The 18,365-nt window shown below is 72.5% G+C and carries 12 protein-coding genes; 6 read left to right on the top strand and 6 right to left on the bottom strand.

Features of this window, described 5'->3' with window-relative positions; translation table 11 throughout:
• Positions 1 to 83 precede the first annotated feature (83 nt).
• Positions 84 to 497, bottom strand: coding sequence for an organic hydroperoxide resistance protein (locus ABD198_RS11660; RefSeq protein WP_344000087.1), 414 nt, complete (start codon positions 495 to 497; stop codon positions 84 to 86).
• A gap of 161 nt (positions 498 to 658) precedes the next feature.
• Here ABD198_RS11660 and ABD198_RS11655 point away from each other — a divergent pair, with 161 nt between their 5' ends.
• Positions 659 to 1,132: a MarR family winged helix-turn-helix transcriptional regulator gene (locus tag ABD198_RS11655; protein ID WP_344000085.1), complete on the top strand. Its 474-nt coding sequence runs from the start codon at positions 659 to 661 to the stop codon at positions 1,130 to 1,132.
• A gap of 67 nt (positions 1,133 to 1,199) precedes the next feature.
• Entirely contained in the window at positions 1,200 to 2,810 is a 1,611-nt protein-coding gene (locus tag ABD198_RS11650; RefSeq protein WP_344000083.1) for a glycosyltransferase, read from the top strand.
• 183 nt (positions 2,811 to 2,993) lie between these two features.
• On the opposite strand, the gene ABD198_RS11645 is transcribed toward ABD198_RS11650, so the two are convergent.
• Positions 2,994 to 3,626, bottom strand: a complete 633-nt coding sequence (locus ABD198_RS11645) for a TetR/AcrR family transcriptional regulator (RefSeq protein WP_344000081.1) — start codon at positions 3,624 to 3,626, stop codon at positions 2,994 to 2,996.
• A 172-nt stretch (positions 3,627 to 3,798) separates the two neighbouring features.
• On the opposite strand from ABD198_RS11645, the gene ABD198_RS11640 reads away from it, so the two are divergent.
• The 4 genes from ABD198_RS11640 (at position 3,799) to ABD198_RS11625 (ending at position 9,615) form a co-directional block, all read left to right on the top strand.
• Entirely contained in the window at positions 3,799 to 4,737 is a 939-nt protein-coding gene (locus ABD198_RS11640; protein ID WP_344000079.1) for an ABC transporter permease, read from the top strand.
• Entirely contained in the window at positions 4,730 to 5,629 is a 900-nt protein-coding gene (locus tag ABD198_RS11635; protein WP_344000077.1) for an ABC transporter ATP-binding protein, read from the top strand. The genes ABD198_RS11640 and ABD198_RS11635 overlap by 8 nt, the downstream gene beginning before the upstream one ends.
• 126 nt (positions 5,630 to 5,755) lie before the next feature.
• Entirely contained in the window at positions 5,756 to 7,951 is a 2,196-nt protein-coding gene (locus ABD198_RS11630; RefSeq protein ID WP_344000076.1) for a CDP-glycerol glycerophosphotransferase family protein, read from the top strand.
• Positions 7,948 to 9,615: a glycosyltransferase family 2 protein gene (locus tag ABD198_RS11625; protein ID WP_344000074.1), complete on the top strand. Its 1,668-nt coding sequence runs from the start codon at positions 7,948 to 7,950 to the stop codon at positions 9,613 to 9,615. The genes ABD198_RS11630 and ABD198_RS11625 overlap by 4 nt, the downstream gene beginning before the upstream one ends.
• Positions 9,616 to 9,841: 226 nt before the next feature.
• Here ABD198_RS11625 and ABD198_RS11620 read toward each other — a convergent pair whose 3' ends face one another.
• From ABD198_RS11620 to ABD198_RS11605, 4 genes are all read right to left on the bottom strand, one after another.
• Positions 9,842 to 11,341, bottom strand: coding sequence for a hypothetical protein (locus ABD198_RS11620; protein ID WP_425580456.1), 1,500 nt, complete (start codon positions 11,339 to 11,341; stop codon positions 9,842 to 9,844).
• A 130-nt stretch (positions 11,342 to 11,471) separates the two neighbouring features.
• Positions 11,472 to 16,400 carry an NAD-glutamate dehydrogenase gene (locus ABD198_RS11615; RefSeq protein WP_344000072.1) on the bottom strand — a complete coding sequence of 1,643 codons (4,929 nt, stop codon included), beginning with the start codon at positions 16,398 to 16,400 and terminating at the stop codon, positions 11,472 to 11,474.
• A gap of 658 nt (positions 16,401 to 17,058) precedes the next feature.
• Complete coding sequence (locus ABD198_RS11610; protein ID WP_344000070.1) at positions 17,059 to 17,724, bottom strand: HAD family hydrolase; 666 nt, start codon at positions 17,722 to 17,724, stop codon at positions 17,059 to 17,061.
• Positions 17,725 to 17,786: 62 nt separating this feature from the next.
• On the bottom strand, positions 17,787 to 18,317 hold the full coding sequence (locus ABD198_RS11605) for a DUF6912 family protein (protein ID WP_344000068.1): 531 nt from the start codon (positions 18,315 to 18,317) through the stop codon (positions 17,787 to 17,789).
• Between the last annotated feature and the right edge of the window lie 48 nt (positions 18,318 to 18,365).

Genomic DNA, 18,365 nt, shown 5'->3' with positions numbered 1-18,365 from the left:
GACCGGCGGGGCGCCGTCGTCGTGCGCGTCCGTACGTCCGTGGCTCCGTGGCGGCCGCCCGACCGCCCGTACGCCGCCGGCGACTACTCGATGACGAGGTCGACCGGGATGTTGCCGCGGGTGGCGTTGGAGTAGGGGCAGACCTGGTGGGCCTGCTCGACGAGCTTGCGGCCGGTCGCCTCGTCCACGCTCTCCGGCAGCTCCACGCGCAGCGTCACCGCGAGCCCGAAGCCCTCGCCCTGCTTGCCGATGCCGACCTCGGCGGTCACCGCGGCGTCGCTGACGTCGATCTTCGCGGCCCGGCCGACCAGGCCGAGGGCGCTGGCGAAACAGGCGGAGTACCCGGCGGCGAACAGCTGCTCGGGGTTGGTGCCCTCACCGGAGCCGCCCATCTCCTTCGGGATGCCCAGCTGGAGGTCGAGCCTGCCGTCGGAGGAGACGGCGCGGCCCTCGCGGCCGTGGGTGGCGGTGGCGACGGCGGTGTAGAGCGCGTCCATGGGTGAACCCATCCTCTCGTCGGGGCGCGTCGCATCGGCGACAGCAGGTGGCCTTCGTCGTGCCGCTTCCGGCGCGACGTCCTCGAGTAGAGCACACAATTAAGTTTGGTGCAATTGGATTGCGCACAACTGAATAGCCCGCAGGGAGCTACCCTGGAGGCATGACACCGAGCTCCGCCGACGACTGGCTCCGTCTGGACCAGCAGATCTGCTTCTCCCTGAACGCGGCCTCCCGCGCCTTCAACGGCGTCTACCGCGTGATCCTGAAGGATCTCGGGCTCACCTACCCGCAGTACCTGGTGATGCTGGTGCTCTGGGAGCACGGCACCCTGCCGGTGAAGAAGCTCGGGGAGCATCTGCGGCTGGACTCCGGCACGCTCTCGCCGCTGCTCAAGCGGCTGGAGGGGGCCGGCCTGGTATGCCGGGAGCGCAGCGCGCACGACGAGCGGTCGGTGGAGGTGCGGCCCACCGAGGAGGGGCTCGCGCTGCGCGAGCGCGCCCGTGAGGTGCCCCGCCGGATCGCCGCCGCGACCGGTTTCGACCCGGCCAGGATCCAGTCGCTGCGCGCCGACCTCGACCGGCTCACCGAGGCCCTGGACGCGGCGGCGGCTACGGCCGTGACCGCCGAAGCGTGATGAAACATCCCGGAAGGGGCAAAAGTCCCATGACCGGCCCGCCACCCCCAGGGACGCCAGGGACGCCATGGAAGACCACCACGCCGCCCAGGTGGCCGTCGTCGTCATCGGGTACGACGACGCCGCCCATGTGACCGACGCCGTGCGCTCGGCGCTCGGCCAGGGACCGGCCGTGCGCGAGGTGATCGCCGTGGACGACTGCTCCTCGGACGGCAGCGCCGGCCTGCTCGCCCGGCTCGCCGAGCACGAGCCGCGTCTGCGGATGATCCGGCTCCCGGTCAACAGCGGCGGCTGCGGCACGCCCCGCAACACCGGCCTGGACGCAGTCACCGCGCCCTACGTCATGTTCCTGGACAGCGACGACGTCCTCCCGCCCGGCGCGGTGGACGCCCTGCTGGCGGCGGCGGCCCGGGCGGGCGCGGACGTCGCGGCCGGGCTGTGCGTGCGGCGGGAGCTGCCGTCGGGCCGCGAGGTGCCCTGGGAGCCGGAGCTGTACGCCACCCCCTCCGTCGTCGAACGCCCGGCGCAGCTCCAGCGGCTGGTCCGCGACACCCTCTGCGTCAACAAGCTCTGCTCCACCGCGTTCCTGCGCGAGCACGCCGTCCGCTTCCCCGAGGGCCGCTTCCCCTACGAGGACATCGTCTTCACCGCCCGCCTGTGGGCCGCCGCCCCGCGCGTCGCCCTCGTCCCCGACCGGGTCTACATCTGGCACGTACGCCGCGCCGCACGCCGGCTGTCCATCTCGCTGGACCGCGCCGGCCTCGCCAACTGGCAGGCCCGCACCCGCGCCTGCCGCATGGCCTACGACATCCTGCTGGGCGCCGGCCACAAGCGGCTCGCCCGGGAGGCGCGGGCCAAGTTCCTCGACCACGAGCTGCGCATGTACGTACGCGAGCTGGGGCTGCACGAGGAGGAGTACCGCCGGCAGTGGTGGGCGCACACGCGTGACGTCCTCGCCGAGTACGACGCGGCCGACTGGGCCCGGGACCCGGTCGCGCCCGGCCGTCTGATCGGACGGGTGATCCTGATGTCGCCCGAGCCGCGCGACCTGCCCCGGCTGGCGGAGCTGGCCGCCCGCCCGGCCCGCCTGTGCCCGCCGTACGCGCGCGCCGCGGACGGCTCGCCCTGCTGGTCGCCGGATCTGCCCGCGGTCGGTCTGGAGGGGCTGCTGACCCGCCCGGTGCGGCTGCTCCCGGTGGCCGTCGACGCGGAGCTCCGGCCCACCGTGCGCGGCACCCGGATGCGGCTGCGCCTGCACGAGCTGTACGGGCGGGTGGCGCGTGCGGAGCCGGAGGAGGTGGAGGTGGAGTGGCGCCACCGGGAGGTGGCCGGCGCGGTGGTGCGCCGCACCGTCCCGCTGCGGCCGTCCGGCCGGGGCACCTGGGTCGCCCAGACGGCCCTGCGCCCGGCCCGGCTGGCCCGCCTCGGCACCGGCACCTGGGACCTGCATCTGCGGCTGCGCTTCCGTGACGGGGCGGCCCGCGCCACCACGGCCCACGCCCTCACCGGCCCCGGCCTGCTGCGGCGGGGCGCGGTGCCGAGCCTCCGGCACGGCCTGGTCCTGCTCCGCCCCTACGCCACCACCTCGGGCTCCCTGGCCCTGCGGGCGGCGCCCGGACTGTCCGGCGCCGCCTCGGTGCTGCGCACCCGGCTGCGGCGGCTGACCGGTTCTGCCTGACGGGTTCCCGCCTGGCCGGTTCCCGCGTGACCGGCTCCCGCCTGGCCGGTCCCGCATGACCGGCTCCGCTCGACCCGTCCCGCCTGACCGCCTCTGCTCGACCCGTCCCGCCTGACCGGCTCCGCCCGACCCGTCCCGCCTGACCGGCTCCGCTCGACCCGTCCCGCCTGACCGGTTGTTCCGCTACAGCGCCTTGAGCGCCGCGGTGGTGGCGCGGGCCAGGGACGCCAGGTAGTCCTTCGGCAGCTCGGGGGCGCGGATGACCACCGAACGCCAGTAGAGGGGGCCGGAGATCAGATCCAGGGCGAGGTCCTCGTCGAGGCCGGGGCGCAGATCGCCGCGGGCGGCCGCCGCGGTGACGATGCCCCGGGCCACCGAGTTCTGGCCCTCGCGCAGCGCCTTCTGCAGGGCCTGCGCGATGTCGGGATTGCGGGCCGCCTCGGCCTGGAGGTCGGGGATGATCTGCGAGGCCAGCGGGTGGCGCAGGGCACGGGCGGAGACCTCGTAGAGCAGGCGCAGATCCTCCTCCAGGGAGCCCGTGTCGGGCACGGGCAGGCCCTGGACGGCGAGGGCGGAGACCAGGTCGAGGACCAGGTGCAGCTTGGAGCGCCAGCGGCGGTAGACCGCCGTCTTGCCGACGCCCGCGCGGCGCGCGATCCCCTCGATGGACATGCGGGCGTAGCCGACCGCCGCGAGTTCCTCGAAGACGGCCGCGCGGATCGCCTGGGTCACGTCCTCGCGCAGCACCGCCGCCCCCGCTGGTGCCCGGCGGCGCGGACGGGGGCGCGGCTGCGGCTCGTCGGCGTTGGTCGTCATGCGCGCCAAGCATAGGGCCGGGGGCGTTACGACGATACGGTTGCGTTCCGACGCTTACCAGACTTACGCTCGCGTTGCGACGATACGGTCCCGTCCCGACGTGGCGTGACCGTCACCTCATGCCCCTCCTCCAGCGAAGCCCAGCGAGAAGCCCCCAGCGAAAGCAGCGGACGTGAGTCAGGTCCTCCACACACCACCCCCCGCACCGGCCGCCCCCGCGCCGGCCCCCGCCGCCGAGCACGACCTCGCGGCGCTCGCCGCCCGTCACGGCCTGAGCGTCAGCGGCGCCCGCCCCTCGCTGCCCGGCTATGTCCGCCAGTTGTGGGCGCGCCGGCACTTCATCACCGCGTTCGCCACGGCCAAGCTCACCGCCCAGTACAGCCAGGCCAAGCTGGGCCAGCTCTGGCAGGTGATGACCCCGCTGCTGAACGCGGCGGTCTACTACTTCATCTTCGGCGTGCTGATGCAGACCCGGGACGGCGTCCCGGATTACGTGCCGTTCCTGGTCACCGGCGTGTTCGTGTGGACGTTCACGCAGAGCTCGCTGCTGGCCGGCACCCGCGCCATATCCGGCAACCTGGGCCTGGTCCGCGCCCTGCACTTCCCGCGCGCCGCGCTGCCGCTGTCGTTCTGCCTCCAGCAGCTGCAGCAGCTGCTGTTCTCGATGGCGGCGCTGGCGGTGATCCTGCTGGCCTTCGGCGTGCCGCCAGCCGCCTCCTGGCTGCTGGCGATCCCGGCGCTGGTGCTGCAGTTCACCTTCAACGCGGGCGTGTCCATGATCCTCGCCCGGATCGGCGCCAAGACCCCCGACATCGCCCAGCTGATGCCGTTCGTGCTGCGCACCTGGATGTACGCCTCCGGCGTGATGTTCAGCATCGACCACATCATCGCCAAGCACGGCGACGGACTGCCGTCCTGGGTGGGCCCGGTGCTGCAGGCCAACCCGGCCGCCGTCTACATCGACCTGATGCGCTTCGCCCTGATCGACAGCTTCCGGGCGCACCAGCTCCCCGACCACGTCTGGCTGATCGCGACCGGCTGGGCGCTGCTCGCCGGCATCGGCGGCTTCATCTACTTCTGGAAGGCTGAGGAGACCTACGGCCGTGGCTGACACCGCACCGGACACCGTACGCGAGCGGATCCCCACCGTCATCGCCGACGGCGTCGACATCGTCTACCGGGTCAACGGCACCGGCGCGGGGCGCGGCTCCGCCACCGCCGCCCTCAACCGCATCCTGCGCCGCAAGCAGGCCGAGAAGGCGGCCGGGGTGCGCCGGGTGCACGCTGTGCGCAATGTGTCCTTCGTGGCGTACCGGGGCGAGGCGATCGGGCTGATCGGCACCAACGGCTCCGGCAAGTCCACCCTGCTCAAGGCCGTCGCCGGTCTGCTCCCGGTGGAGCGGGGCCGCATCTACACCGACGGCCAGCCCTCCCTGCTCGGCGTCAACGCCGCCCTGATGAAGGACCTCACCGGCGAGCGCAATGTCATCCTCGGCGGGCTCGCCATGGGCATGTCCCGCGAGGAGATCAAGGCGCGCTACCAGGAGATCGTCGACTTCTCCGGCATCAACGAGAAGGGCGACTTCATCACCCTGCCGATGCGCACCTACTCCTCCGGCATGGCGGCCCGCCTGCGCTTCTCCATCGCCGCCGCCAAGGACCACGACGTGCTGCTCATCGACGAGGCGCTGGCCACCGGCGACCGCAAGTTCCAGAAGCGGTCCGAGGCCCGCATCCGCGAGCTGCGCAAGCAGGCCGGCACGGTGTTCCTGGTCAGCCACAACAACAAGTCCATCCGGGACACCTGCGACCGGGTGCTGTGGCTGGAGCGCGGCGAGCTGCGCATGGACGGGCCGACCGACGAGGTGCTCCGGGAGTACGAGAAGTTCACCGGCGACGGCGTCACCAAGAAGCCCGCGAAGGCCCCCAAGCCCTCGGCGGCCTCCGGGAGTGCGGGAACCTCGGGCACGGCCAAACCCGCGCAGGCCGCCGTTCCCTCCTGAGGCCCACCCGCGTTCCCCCGCGGGGCGCCCACCGGGCAGCCCATTCGTCGCATTGATGCCAATATGACCCGTATCACCCAAAGGGGGAGTCCCCCGCAGTGTGGCGGCGAGACGGAGGAGCGCCCGATGCCCGAGCTCAGCGTCATCGTCCACGGCCCGAACACCCAGGACCACCTCACCGGTCTGCTGGACACCCTCGCCGCCCAGCCCCTCGCCGGCGTCGAGGTCGTCGTGGCCGCCGTCGGCGACTGGGCACAGGAGACCGCCGCGCGGCACGCGCCCGAGCTGCGGGTGCTGCCCCTGCCCGACGGCACTGGTGACGCGGCCTCCCGGGCGGCCGGGGCCCGGCTCGCCACCGGCCGCCGGCTGCTCTTCGTGCACTCCAAGGACGGGCTGCCGCCCGGCAGCGTCCGCACCATCGCCGAACGCGCCGCCGAGCTGCCGGACACCGTGGACGTGCTGCTCCTGGACCATGTCCGCAGCTCCTGGCGCACCTCGTCGCTGCCCTCCCCGGACGGGCCGCTGCTGGTCCGCGGGGGCCGTGCCGGTCTCGCCCTCGACGACAACGCCTTCCTGCTCCGGCTCACCCCGCTGCTCGGCACCCGTGTGCTGCGCACCGACTTCTGGCGCACCCACGAGACACGGCTCAACACCGACGACGAGGCCTACGCCGCGCTCGCCGCGCTGCTGCTCGCCGACCGCCTGGCCTGCCTGCCGCACCCCGCCTACGAGGACCGCAGGCTCCGCCCGGCCAGCCTCCCGCCGCCCACCCCCGAGCAGCGCTACGCCCTGATCCGGCGCTACGAGTCGCTGCACGGCCTCGCCCGCGAGCGCCCGGCCGCCCGGTCCGTGCTCTACGAGGTGATGGTCCGGGACCTGCTGCGCACCTTCGCCCGCGGCGGCATGCCCGAGGAGGTGGCCCGCGAGTTCTTCCGGCGCGCCTCCCGCGCCGCCGTCCGGCTGCGCCCCGGGGACTACCACCGCCCCGCCGGGCCGGAGGGCGTGCGCCGCGCCCTGCTGGAGGAGGGCGCCTACCGCCGGTACCGCGCCTTCCAGGCCGCCAACCGGGCCCGGCGCACCGTCCGCTCCGCGGTGCGCACCCGCGGCCGGCGCCTGGGCACCCGGCTGCGCGAGGAGCAGTACCGCCGCGCCCTGCACCGCCCCGTCGACGAGCACCTGGCGGTGTTCGCCGCCTACTGGAACCGCGGGGTCGCCTGCAATCCGGCCGCCATCGCGGCCAGGCTCGCCGACCTCGCCCCGCACATCCACCCGGTGTGGGTGGTCACCGCCGAGAACGCGGCGCTGCTGCCGCCCGGCACCGACCACGTCGTCCCCGGCACCCGCCGCTACTGGGAGACCCTGGCCACCGCCAAGTACCTGGTCAACAACGTCAACTTCCCCAACGCGGTGGTCAAACGCCCCGACGCGGTCCACGTCCAGACCCATCACGGCACCCCGCTCAAACGCATGGGCCTGGACCAGATGCCCTACCCGGCCGCCGCGCAGGGCCTGGACTTCCAGGCGCTGCTGGAGCGCGTCGACAAGTGGGACTACAGCATCTCCAGCAACAGCCACACCACCCGGATGTGGGAGCGCGCCTACCCGTCCCGGTACGTCTCCCTGGACTGCGGCTATCCGCGCAACGACGTCTACTACACCGCAGGCGCCGACGAGATCCGCGCGGTGCGCGAACGGCTCGGCATCGCACCGGGCCGCCGCGCCGTCCTCTACGCGCCCACCCACCGCGACTACGAGGCCGGCTGGACCCCCCGCCTGGACCTCGCCGCGCTCGCCGACCGGCTCGGCGAGGACACCGTGCTGCTGGTGCGCGCCCACTACTTCTACGCCGGCACCGCCTCCCCGCTGACCGGCCTGCGCCGCTCGGGCCGCATCATCGACGTCTCCTCCTACGACCCGGTCGAGGAGCTGTGCCTGGCGGCCGACGCGCTGGTCACGGACTACTCGTCGATCATGTTCGACTACGCCAACCTGGACCGCCCCATCGTCATCCACGCCGACGACTGGGAGACCTACCGCACCACCCGCGGCGTCTACTTCGACCTGATGGCCGACGCGCCGGGCCCGGTCGCCCGCACGCAGGGGCAGCTCGCCGAGATCCTCACCACGGACGCCTGGCGGGACGAGAGCGCCGCCAAGGCACGCGCGGTCTTCCGGCGCAGATTCTGCGAGTACGACGACGGCCGCGCCGCCGAACGCGTGGTGCGCCGGGTCTTCCTCGGCCAGGACGGCAGCGAGCTGCCGCCGGTGCTGCCCCTGGAGGAACGCACCCCCGCGCCGGCCCCCGAGGAGGTGGACGCGTGACGCCCCCGCCCGATGTGACGGTGACGGTCATCGTGCACAACGACGCCGAGCGCCTGCCCCGCGCCGTGGCGTCCGTGCGCCGCCAGAGCCACCGCGATCTGGAGATCGTGATCAGCGACGACCACTCCACCGACGCCACCCCCGAGGTCGCCCGGCGACTGGCCGCCCAGGACCCCCGCATCCGCTATCTGCGCCTGCCGGAGAACAGCGGCGGCTGCAGCGCCCCGCGCAACCGTGCCCTGGAGATCGCCCGGGCGCCGTATCTGATGTTCCTCGACAGCGACGACGAGCTCCCGCCGGACGCCGTCGCCTCCCTGCTCGCCGCGCACCGCGAACGGGACATCGACTTCGCGATGGGCGCGGTGCAGCGGATCCGCGTCGACACCGGGCGCCGCTCCACCTGGATGCCGCACCTGGTGCAGGAGCGCCGCACCCTGGACGGCATCGAGGCCGACCCGCGGCTGTTCTTCGAGCACCTGGCCACAGGCAAGATGTACGCCCGCGCCTTCCTGGACCGGCACCGGCTGCGCTTCCCGGAGGGCATCCACTACGAGGACCAGCTGTTCTCGGCGCAGGCCTACTGCCTGGCGAAACGGTTCACGATCATCCCCGAGCCGGTCTACGTCTGGTACGTCGCCCCGTACGCGTCCTCCGGCACGGCGTCCATCTCCAACCAGCGCCACCGCATCGCCAACGTCCGGGACCGTATCCACGTCCAGCGGCTCATCGACGCCTTCCTCGCCGACAGCGGGCACGAGGCGCTGCGCGAGGACAAGGACCACAAGTTCCTCAAGCACGACTTCCGCATGTACGCCGGTGACCTGCCCTACCGGGACGACGCCTGGCTGGAGGCCTTCGCCGACGTGATGAACCCGTACCTGGACACCCTCTCCCCCGGCGCCTGTGCCCGGCTGCCGCGCGCCGAGCGGGTGGTGCTCCAGCTGGTGCGCGACCGCCGGCTGGACGAGGCCCGGCTCGCCGCCCGGGGCCTGGGCCGCGGGGTCGCCCCGCGCCGGGTGGTCACCGACGCGGACGGCCGCACCTACTGGGGCGAGCGCATCCCCGAGACCGACGAGGCCCGCCCCGAGCTGGACCTCACCGACCTGGACCTGGACACCCGCCCGTTCTTCAGCGCCCAGTTCCGCCACGAGATCACCGAGATCGTCCGGGGCCCCGGCGCCTCCGTCGACCTGACGGTGCGCACCTACGACCCCGCACTGCGGCTCCCGGTCGGCCCCCAGCGCGCGGCCCTGCTCATCGCCCCCGGCCCGCGCCGCCTGACGGTGCCCTTCCGGATGGACCCGGTCCGCCCGGGCATCTTCGAGGGCCAGGTCCACTTCGACGTGGCGGCCGCCCCCGTCTCCCCCGCCGGCTTCGCCGGCACCCGCCACCCCCTCCTCCGCCTCACCCACCAGGGCCAGGTCAACACGGGCCTCCTCCTGGCCCCCCTCGACTTCCCCCCACTCACCACCCGCGTCCCCTACCACTCGGGCGCCACCCCCCACCGCGTCACCATCGAGCCGGAGGGCCACGGCGCCGGCCGCCTCCAGATCCGGTGGGAGCCGGTGGGAGTGACGGCCCGGGTACTGCGCCCGGTCGTACGCAGGGTCGCCCGCCCCGGGGTGAAGCGCGCGGTCCGGCTGGTGGCGAGCGCGGTGCGGTGAGGGACGGGCAGGCGCGCGCGGCACACGTTGTGCCAGGCCGCGGCGAGCGTCGTCTTGCGGCGCCGGCTCGGCCAGGGGCCCGGCAGGGCCGTCGTAGCGGCAAGCCGCCCCCGCAGGACCAGCAGCCACTGAAGCGCGGGAGCGGCTCGCTCAGGCTGACCCACCGGGGCGCGGCCCCGACCCGCCGGGGCACGGTCAGGGCCCGCCAGGGGCCGCGAGGAAGCCCTCAAGGTCCCGGCGCCCGGTAGAGCACCTGGCCGTCCGGGCCGGTGGCCACTCGGCGCAGGCCGGTGTCGTCCAGGACGCGGTAGGCGTCGACCACCCAGCGGACCCCGTAGGTCCGCTCGATACCCCGGCGTACCGCCGCGGGCGTTCCCGGGGTGAAGTACCGTTCGACGGCCGCCGTGCGGCGGTCCGCGTCGGGCAGGAAGACGTCCGGGTAGCCGGGGGCGACCGTGTAGGGGCCGTAGGCGGGGATGCGGCGGGCCGGATGTTTCTCCGCCAGGACCACGTCTCCGTAGCGGACCCACGGAGTGATCCAGTGGTAGCCGTTCCACGGCTCGCGGTACCGGGCCTCGGCCGGCGCGGGCAGCGCCTCGCGCGGCAGCACGTAGCCGAGCGTCCCGGACTGCACCCAGGCTCCGGTCACCAGCACGCCGGTGAGGAGCACGGCCCACAGAAGCCTCAGCCACCGCCGGCCCGCCTCGAGCGCCTCCACGGCAAGCGCGAGCTGGGCCGGGATCAGGGCGGCGGGCAGGGCGCGGCCCCATGAGTAGCAGGCGGTCAGCCACCCCGCGGCCACGAACAGCAGGCCCAGGGCGAAGAACAGCACCAGCGGGTCCCGGCGGTCGCGCCGGAGCCGCGCGGCCAGCGCCGCCACTCCGGCCGCCACCAGGCCGTACCGCACGGCCCAGTCCCGGTAGAGCCCCCGGTGGGTGTCCGCCAGGTCGTCCCCGGTGCCGACCAGCGCGAAGAAGTCGTAGTACGGCCAGGCCGCCAGGACCGCCGCTCCCAGCAGCAGTCCCGCCGCGAGCCTCGGCCAGGGCACCCTGCGGGGGCGGCGCACCGCGAGCAGGGCGGCGAGGGCGCCGATGCTGGCCACGACGCCGGTGAACTGGTGGCAGAGGAGGATGACCGCCCACACCGCCCCGAGCCCGAGCCACCTCGCCCACCCTCCTCCCGGTTCCCGGAGCGCGGTGGTGAGCCAGGCCCAGAGGTGGAAGGCGAGGCCGAGCGCGAAGGTGCTCGGATACGACACCGTCAGCGCCAGCGAGCCGAGCCCGGGGAAGCCGCTCCAGGTGTACGCGGTGGTGCCCCACACCAGCAGCAGGCTCAGCAGCCCCAGCGCGGGCGCCGCCCGGTGCGCGCTCAGCGTCCGTACGTATCGCCACACGCCGGTCACCAGCAGCGCCAGGCCGGCCACGGCGGCGATGCGCAGCACGACGAAGACCGACCATCCGCTCGCTCTGGCGAGCAGCCCGAGCAGCAGCATCCAGGGCGAGTAGTACGGGCTCGGGGTGTCCGCGTCGACCAGGGGGTTGCCCGGGTGGAGGGGGTCGTGCCGCAGCCGCTGCAGGGTGGCCGCGTGCATCCCCAGGTCACCGGCCCAGGGCAGCCGGACGATCACCGCGAGCAGCAGGACGACCACGAGCCCCGCGGCCGTCCAGGACACTGCGGCCGTCCAGGGCACTGCGGACCGGGAGCGGATCCGGATGCTGACGGACACCTCGCAGGCATGCCCGCAAACCGGACATGTCCACCGCTTCAGGGCGTGAAGCCCCACCGAAGGCAGCACAACGTGAGGGTGCCCCGGGCCGACAGGACCCGGGGCACCCTCACATCGACTCAGCTTTTGCCTACCTGTGCGCCCGCAGCAGGGTGCGCATCGTCCGCATGGCCACCGACAGGTTGGCCAGGTCGAAGCTGTCCGAGTTGTGGATCTCGTCGAGCGTGGCGCGGGCCCGGGCGAGCAGCGCCGCGTTCTTCTGCTCCCACAGCTTGAACCGCTGCTCCGGGGTGTCGGAGCCGTTGCCGACGGCCAGCACGTCCGCGGTGACCGCGGCGTGCGCCGCGTACAGGTCCTCGCGGATCGCCGCGCGGGCCATGGACTGCCAGCGGTCCGCGCGGGGCAGCTCGATGATGCGGTCCATCAGCTGGGTGATGCGCAGCCGGTCGGCGAGGTCGTAGTACACCTCGGCGACCTCCAGCGGCTCCTTGCCCATCCGGTCGGCCACCGAGACGATGTCGAGCGTCGGGAAGGCGGAGGAGAACCCGGCGACCCGGGTGGCCAGCTCCTCCGGGACCCCGGCGTCGGTCAGCTCGTCGTGGATCTTCTGGTACCAGTCCAGGTCGGCGCCGCGCAGCAGCTTCGGCAGCTGCGACCACACCTGCTCGACCCGCTCGGAGAAGAAGTCGACGGTCTCCCGCAGCTCGAGCGGCTGCGGCCGGTTGTTCAGCAGCCAGCGCGTGCCGCGCTCGACCAGCCGGCGCGAGTGCAGCCGGATGCGGGTCTGCACCTCGGCCTGCACCTTGTTGTCGAGCTCCTCCACGGCGTCCCACACCATCGAGGAGCGGAAGATGGCACGGGCCGCGGTCTGCGCCCGGACGATCTCCTCCAGCGAGGCCCCGGTCTCCTCGCGCATCCGGTGCAGATAGGTGGTGCCGCCGGTGTTCACCGTGTCGTTGACCAGCACGGTGGTGGTGATCTCCCGGCGCAGCGGGTGGCTGTCGATCCGCTCCGGGAACCGCTCGCGCAGCGCGCTCGGGAAGTACGCGTGCAGCAGGCTCTTCAGATACGGGTCGTCGGGCAGCGAGGTGTGCAGCAGCTCCTCGGCGACCGTGATCTTGGTGTAGGCCAGCAGGACGGCCGTTTCCGGGCCGGTCAGGCCCTGCCCGTTGGCGAGCCGCTCACGGATCTGCCGGTCGGTGGGCAGGAACTCCAGCCCCCGGTCCAGCCGGCCCTCGCGCACCAGGTGCTTCATGAAGCGCGCCTGGGCGTGGACCATGTCCTTGGACTGGGCGAGCGCGTTGGCGATGGCGGTGTTCTGCGCGTAGTTGTTGCGCAGCACCAGCCGGCCGACCTCGTCGGTCATCTCCGCCAGCAGCTTGTTGCGCTGCTTGACGGTCATGTCGCCGTCCGCGACCAGACCGTTGAGCAGGATCTTGATGTTGACCTCGTGGTCGGAGCAGTCGACGCCGGCGCTGTTGTCGATGGCGTCGGTGTTGATCCGGCCGCCGTGCAGCGCGAACTCGATCCGGCCGAGCTGGGTCAGGCCCAGGTTGCCGCCCTCGCCGACGACCCGGACGCGCAGGTCCTTGCCGTCCACGCGGATGGCGTCGTTGGCCTTGTCGCCGACGTCCGCGTGGGACTCGGTGGAGGCCTTGACGTAGGTACCGATGCCGCCGTTCCACAGCAGGTCCACCGGCGCCTTCAGGATCGCCTTCATCAGGTCGGCCGGGGTCATCTTGGTGACGCCCTGCTCGATGCCGAGGGCCTCGCGGATCTGCGAGTTGACCGGGATGGACTTGGCGGAGCGCGGGAACACGCCGCCGCCCGCCGAGATCAGGTCGGTGTTGTAGTCCTCCCAGGAGCTGCGGGGCAGCTCGAACAGCCGGCGGCGCTCGGCGTAGGAGGTGGCCGCGTCCGGGTCGGGGTCGATGAAGATGTGCCGGTGGTCGAAGGCGGCGACCAGGCGGATGTGCTCGCTGAGCAGCATGCCGTTGCCGAACACGTCACCGGACATGTCGCCGATGCCGACCACCGTGAAGTCCTGGGTCTGGGTGTCCAGGCCCAGCTCCCGGAAGTGCCGCTTGACGGACTCCCAGGCGCCGCGGGCGGTGATGCCCATGCCCTTGTGGTCGTATCCGGCGGAGCCGCCGGAGGCGAAGGCGTCGCCGAGCCAGAAGTTGTAGCTCTGGGCGACCTCGTTGGCGATGTCGGAGAAGGTGGCGGTGCCCTTGTCGGCGGCGACCACCAGGTAGGTGTCGTCCCCGTCGTGCCGGACGACGTCCGCCGGGGGCACGACCTCGCCGCCGACCATGTTGTCGGTGATGTCCAGCAGCGCCGAGATGAAGGTCCGGTAGGCCGCGACGCCCTCGGCCATCCAGGCCTCGCGGTCCACGCTCGGGTCGGGCAGCTGCTTGGCGACGAAGCCGCCCTTGGCGCCGACCGGCACGATGACGGTGTTCTTCACCATCTGCGCCTTGACCAGGCCGAGGATCTCGGTCCGGAAGTCCTCACGCCGGTCGGACCAGCGCAGACCACCGCGGGCGACCTTGCCGAACCTGAGGTGCACACCCTCCACCCGCGGCGAGTACACCCAGATCTCGTACGCCGGGCGCGGCGCCGGCAGGTCGGGGACGGCCTGCGGGTCGAACTTCATGGAGACGTAGTCGTGCGGCTTGCCGCCGGACGCCTCCTGGAAGAAGTTGGTGCGCAGCGTCGCCTTGATCACCGTGAGGAAGGAGCGCAGGATGCGGTCCTCGTCGAGGCTGGCGACCTGGTCGAGGGCGGCGTCGAGCTCCTCCAGCAGCGCGTCCACCAGCTCGTACCCGGCGCGCTGCTTGTCCGGCGACATCCGGGCCTCGAAGAGCGAGACCAGCAGCCGGGTGGTGTGCACATTGTTGCGGAGGGTGTCCTCCATGTAGTCCTGGCTGAAGGTGGAGCCGGCCTGCCGCAGGTACTTGGCGTACGCGCGCAGCACCATCGCCTGCCGCCAGGTCAGCCCGGCGGCCAGCACGAGGGAGTTGAAGCCGTCGTTCTCCGCCTTGCCGGTCCAGGTCGCGGCGAAGGCCTCCTGGAACCGCTCGCGGGCGTCGTCGCCCAGGTAGTCGGCACCGGCCGCCTTGGGCATGCGCAGCCCGAAGTCGTAGATCCAGGCCACGCTGCGGTCGGCGCAGCGCAGCTCGTACGGCCGCTCGTCGACGACCTCGACGCCGAGCCGCTGCAGCACGGGCAGCACCGCGGACAGCGAGACCGCCTCGCCCTTGCGGTAGATCTTGAAGCGCCGCTCCTCCGGGGCCGCGCCCACCGGCTCGTAAAGGCTCAGCTCGAAGTCCTTGTCCTTACCGAGCTTCTCCAGACGCACCAGGTCGGCGACCGCGCTGCGCGGCGAGTGGTCGGCCTTGTAGCCCTCGGGGAAGGCGTTGGAGTAACGGCGCAGCAGCTCGGCGGCGTGCTCCTCGCCGAACTCGGCGATCAGGGCCTCGCTGAAGCCGTCGGCCCAGGAGCGGACGGCCTCGACCAGGCGGGCCTCGATCCGCTCCTTGTCCGCGTCGGACAGCTGCGGCAGCTCGGTGCCCTGCGGGACCCGCACCACGAAGTGCAGCCGGGACAGGATCGACTCGGTGTTCCAGGCGGTGAAGTCGACGCTGGTGCCGCCGAGCTCCTCCTTGAGGATGTCGATGATCCGCAGCCGGACGGCGGTGGTGTAGCGGTCGCGGGGCAGGTAGACGAGGGCGGAGTAGTAGCGCCCGTACTCGTCCTGGCGCAGGTAGAGCCGCAGCCGGCGGCGCTCCTGCAGGTAGAGCACCGACGTGACGATGGACCTCAGCTCGTCGACCGGGGTCTGGAACAGCTCGTCGCGCGGGTAGGTCTCCAGGATCTGCAGCAGGTCGCGCCCGTCGTGGCTGTGCGGGGAGAAGCCGGCCTGCTCCAGCACCTGCTCGACCTTGCGCCGGATGACCGGGACCCGGCGGACGGACTCGGTGTAGGCGGCGGAGGAGAACAGCCCGAGGAAGCGGCGCTCGCCGATCACGTTGCCGTCGGCGTCGAACTTCTTGACGCCGATGTAGTCCAGGTACGACGGGCGGTGCACGGTCGCCCGGCTGTTGGCCTTGGTCAGGATGAGCAGCTTGTGCTCGCGCGCCTTGGCGCGGGCGTCGGCGGGCAGCCGCTCGAAGGAGGGGCTGACGGGGTGGCCCTCCTCGGTGGCGTGTTGCGGGTCGGAGCGCAGGATGCCGAGACCGGTACCGGGGATGGCCGCGAGGGAGTCGTCCTCGCGCAGCTCGTACTCTCGGTAGCCGAGGAAGGTGAAGTGGTCGTCGGCGAGCCAGTGCAGCAGCTCGCGGGCCTCCTCCACCTCCTGCCGGGGCACGTCGTCCGGGATGGGCTCGTCGGGCAGGGAGTCGGCCAGCGCGGTCGCGGTCTGCCGCATCTTGCCCCAGTCCTCGACGGCCTCACGGACGTCGGAGAGCACGCGCAGCAGATCGGCGGTGATCTGCTTCAGGTCGCTGCGGTCGGTCTCGCGGTCGATCTCGACGTGGATCCAGGACTCGACGTGAGCGTCGTGCGGAAGGCTGTCGGCGGCGGGCGGGTCGGTGAGGATCTCGACGAGCTTGCCGGTGAGGTCGCGGCGCACCACGATCTGCGGGTGGATCACCACATGGATGCCGCGGCCCTGGCGGGTCAGCTCATTGGTGACGGAGTCGACAAGGAAGGGCATGTCGTCGGTGACGACCTCGACCACGGAGTGGCTGCAGGTCCAGCCGTTCTCCTCGACGGTCGGCGTGTGGACCCGCACATTGGCCGTGCCCTGCGGACGGTTCTCGGCCAGCCGGAGGTGCGAGACAGCGGCTCCGAAGATGTCGACCGGGTCGCGGTCGACGAGGTCCTCCGGGGCGGTGTGCAGGTAGTAGCGCTGGAGGAACGCGAGCACGGATTCCCGGTCGGGGATGCCCTCGTCCGCCGTCCCGGTCGGAAGTTTCCCCCCGGCCGGGCTGCTCTCAGCTACCCGGGCAGCCCGTTCGAGCAGCTCGGCCTTGGCTTCGTCCAGCTTGGTCTGCATTGTCCTCTGGCTCCTGTCGCGCGCCGTTGCGTGACGTAGAAGGAAATACGGTCTCTGCCCTAGCGGTGCGGTGATACGACACGGGGTGTCCGGTCTGTTCCGACGCTATGCCGCGAGGTGAGATGAGCGGGGAGATATGAGCCATATTTGAGCTGCCGGCCGGCCTCGGCCGCGGCGCCGGCAGGTCTGTGGATGGCGTCCCGGGAGTGCTGCGCGCCCCCTCCCGCCCGCGAGGACCAGCGATCGCCGCCCGGGCACGGATGTCGTCCGTGCACGCCGGGCGCAGGGCGGGGACACCGCTGTCCCCGCGAGCTATCGCGCTGATCACGCCACCAGGCTATCGCTCTGTGCAGGGGGCCCGTCATGAGCCGTATGTGTACAAAACCGGGGGGTGAACTTTGACGTTCTGCACAGTGCGGGTCCCTTGCGCGGGGCGTAAGGACAGGGGGCTTGCCCTTGCCGGCGTCGCCTGCAGCGTGCGCTGCGCTGGGCTGTGCTCGGGCGGGCACCCAAGCCGATTTCGCGCCAGACCCAGGACGGATACCACCACCCGGCCCCGACTCACCCACCCACCCTGGGCGCTACGCGCACCCCCACCGGAGCCGCTGTTGCGCCGCAGGCATCAGACGTGTACCCTCACCCAGCCGCACGGAACGCTTCATGCCGCCAGGCGCTCTGCTTCGGCCACGGCCTCGGCCAGGGTGTCCACCACAGGGACGCCAACGGCCTCCAGGCTGGCCCGGCCGTGCGAACCGCCGGTGTACAGCACCGCCCGCGCGCCGACGGCCTGCGCGGCCAGCGCGTCGTCGGCCGCGTCGCCGATCACCACCGTCCGCGCGGGATCGACGCCGCCGAGCGCCGCGACATGGCGCACCATGTGTTCCGTCTTGCTTCCCCCGGAGGGACCCGTCCGCCCGTCGACCCGCACGAAGTGCGGCTCGATCCCGAACGCCCTCACCAGCGGCACCAGGTCCTCGTGCCCGTACATGCTCAGGATGGACTGGCTGCGCCCCGCCGCCGCCCACCCGGTGAGCAGCTCCTTCACGCCCTCGGCGAGCGAGCACAGCGCCCGGTGCTCCGTGTAGTGCCGGTGGAAGGTCGCATCCATGACCTCCCACTCCTCATAGCTGGGCAACCGCCCGAGCAGCCGCTCGTAGAACTTCGGCACCGGCACGCAGTACAGCTCCCGGTACTGCTCCAGCGTGATCGGCTCCAGCCCGAGCTCCGCGAAGGCCGCGTTCGTCGCCCCGATGATCGCGTCGACGTCGTGGAACAGGGTCCCGTTCCAGTCCCAGACGATGTGCGCGTTCGCCTGCATCCCCATGAACGCAACCTACCCGCCCTCACTGACAATCAAGAGAACAGCAGGTCAGCAGCACATTGCGCTCAGCCGGCCCCGCCCGAACCGGCCCCGCCGGAACCAACAATGTTCGGGATCTCCTGCGTGGCGTACCAGAGCAGCTCGTGATCCTCCGCACCGTCGACGACGAACTGCGCGTCGTCGTCCCCGGCGTCCGCCGCCGGCAGCGCCTGCGCGGCCGCGCTCACATCCGCCTCCGCGTCCTCCGCGTCCACATGCACCGCGGCCGCCTTGGACAGCGCGACGTTTCCGTCCACCCGCACCTCGCCCAGCGTGTCCGGGTCGAGGCCCGGCTCGGCCGACACCGCCTTGTCGGGCACGTCGACGGCCACCACGACCCGCCGCCTGGGCGCCTCGGGGTCCGCCGCCAGCAGCCTGAGCGAGGCCAGCGCGGCCCGGCTCAGCGCGGCGTACTCCAGCTCCTCGAGGTCCTCGGAGACGTACCACTCGCGCAGCGCGGGCGTGACGGCGTACGCGGGGAACGGCCCCTTCGCCAGCTGCCCCGTCCGGTACGCCTCGGCAAGCCCGGGGAGGGTCAGGGGGACGTAGACGCGCATGGAGGCCGCTTTCGTGATCGGAACCGTTGACGGGCCTTCAGGATACGC

Source organism: Streptomyces thermocarboxydovorans (genome assembly GCF_039524635.1).
Classification (GTDB): Bacteria; Actinomycetota; Actinomycetes; order Streptomycetales; family Streptomycetaceae; genus Streptomyces; species Streptomyces thermocarboxydovorans.
This window is presented reverse-complemented; position numbering and strand designations above follow the sequence as displayed.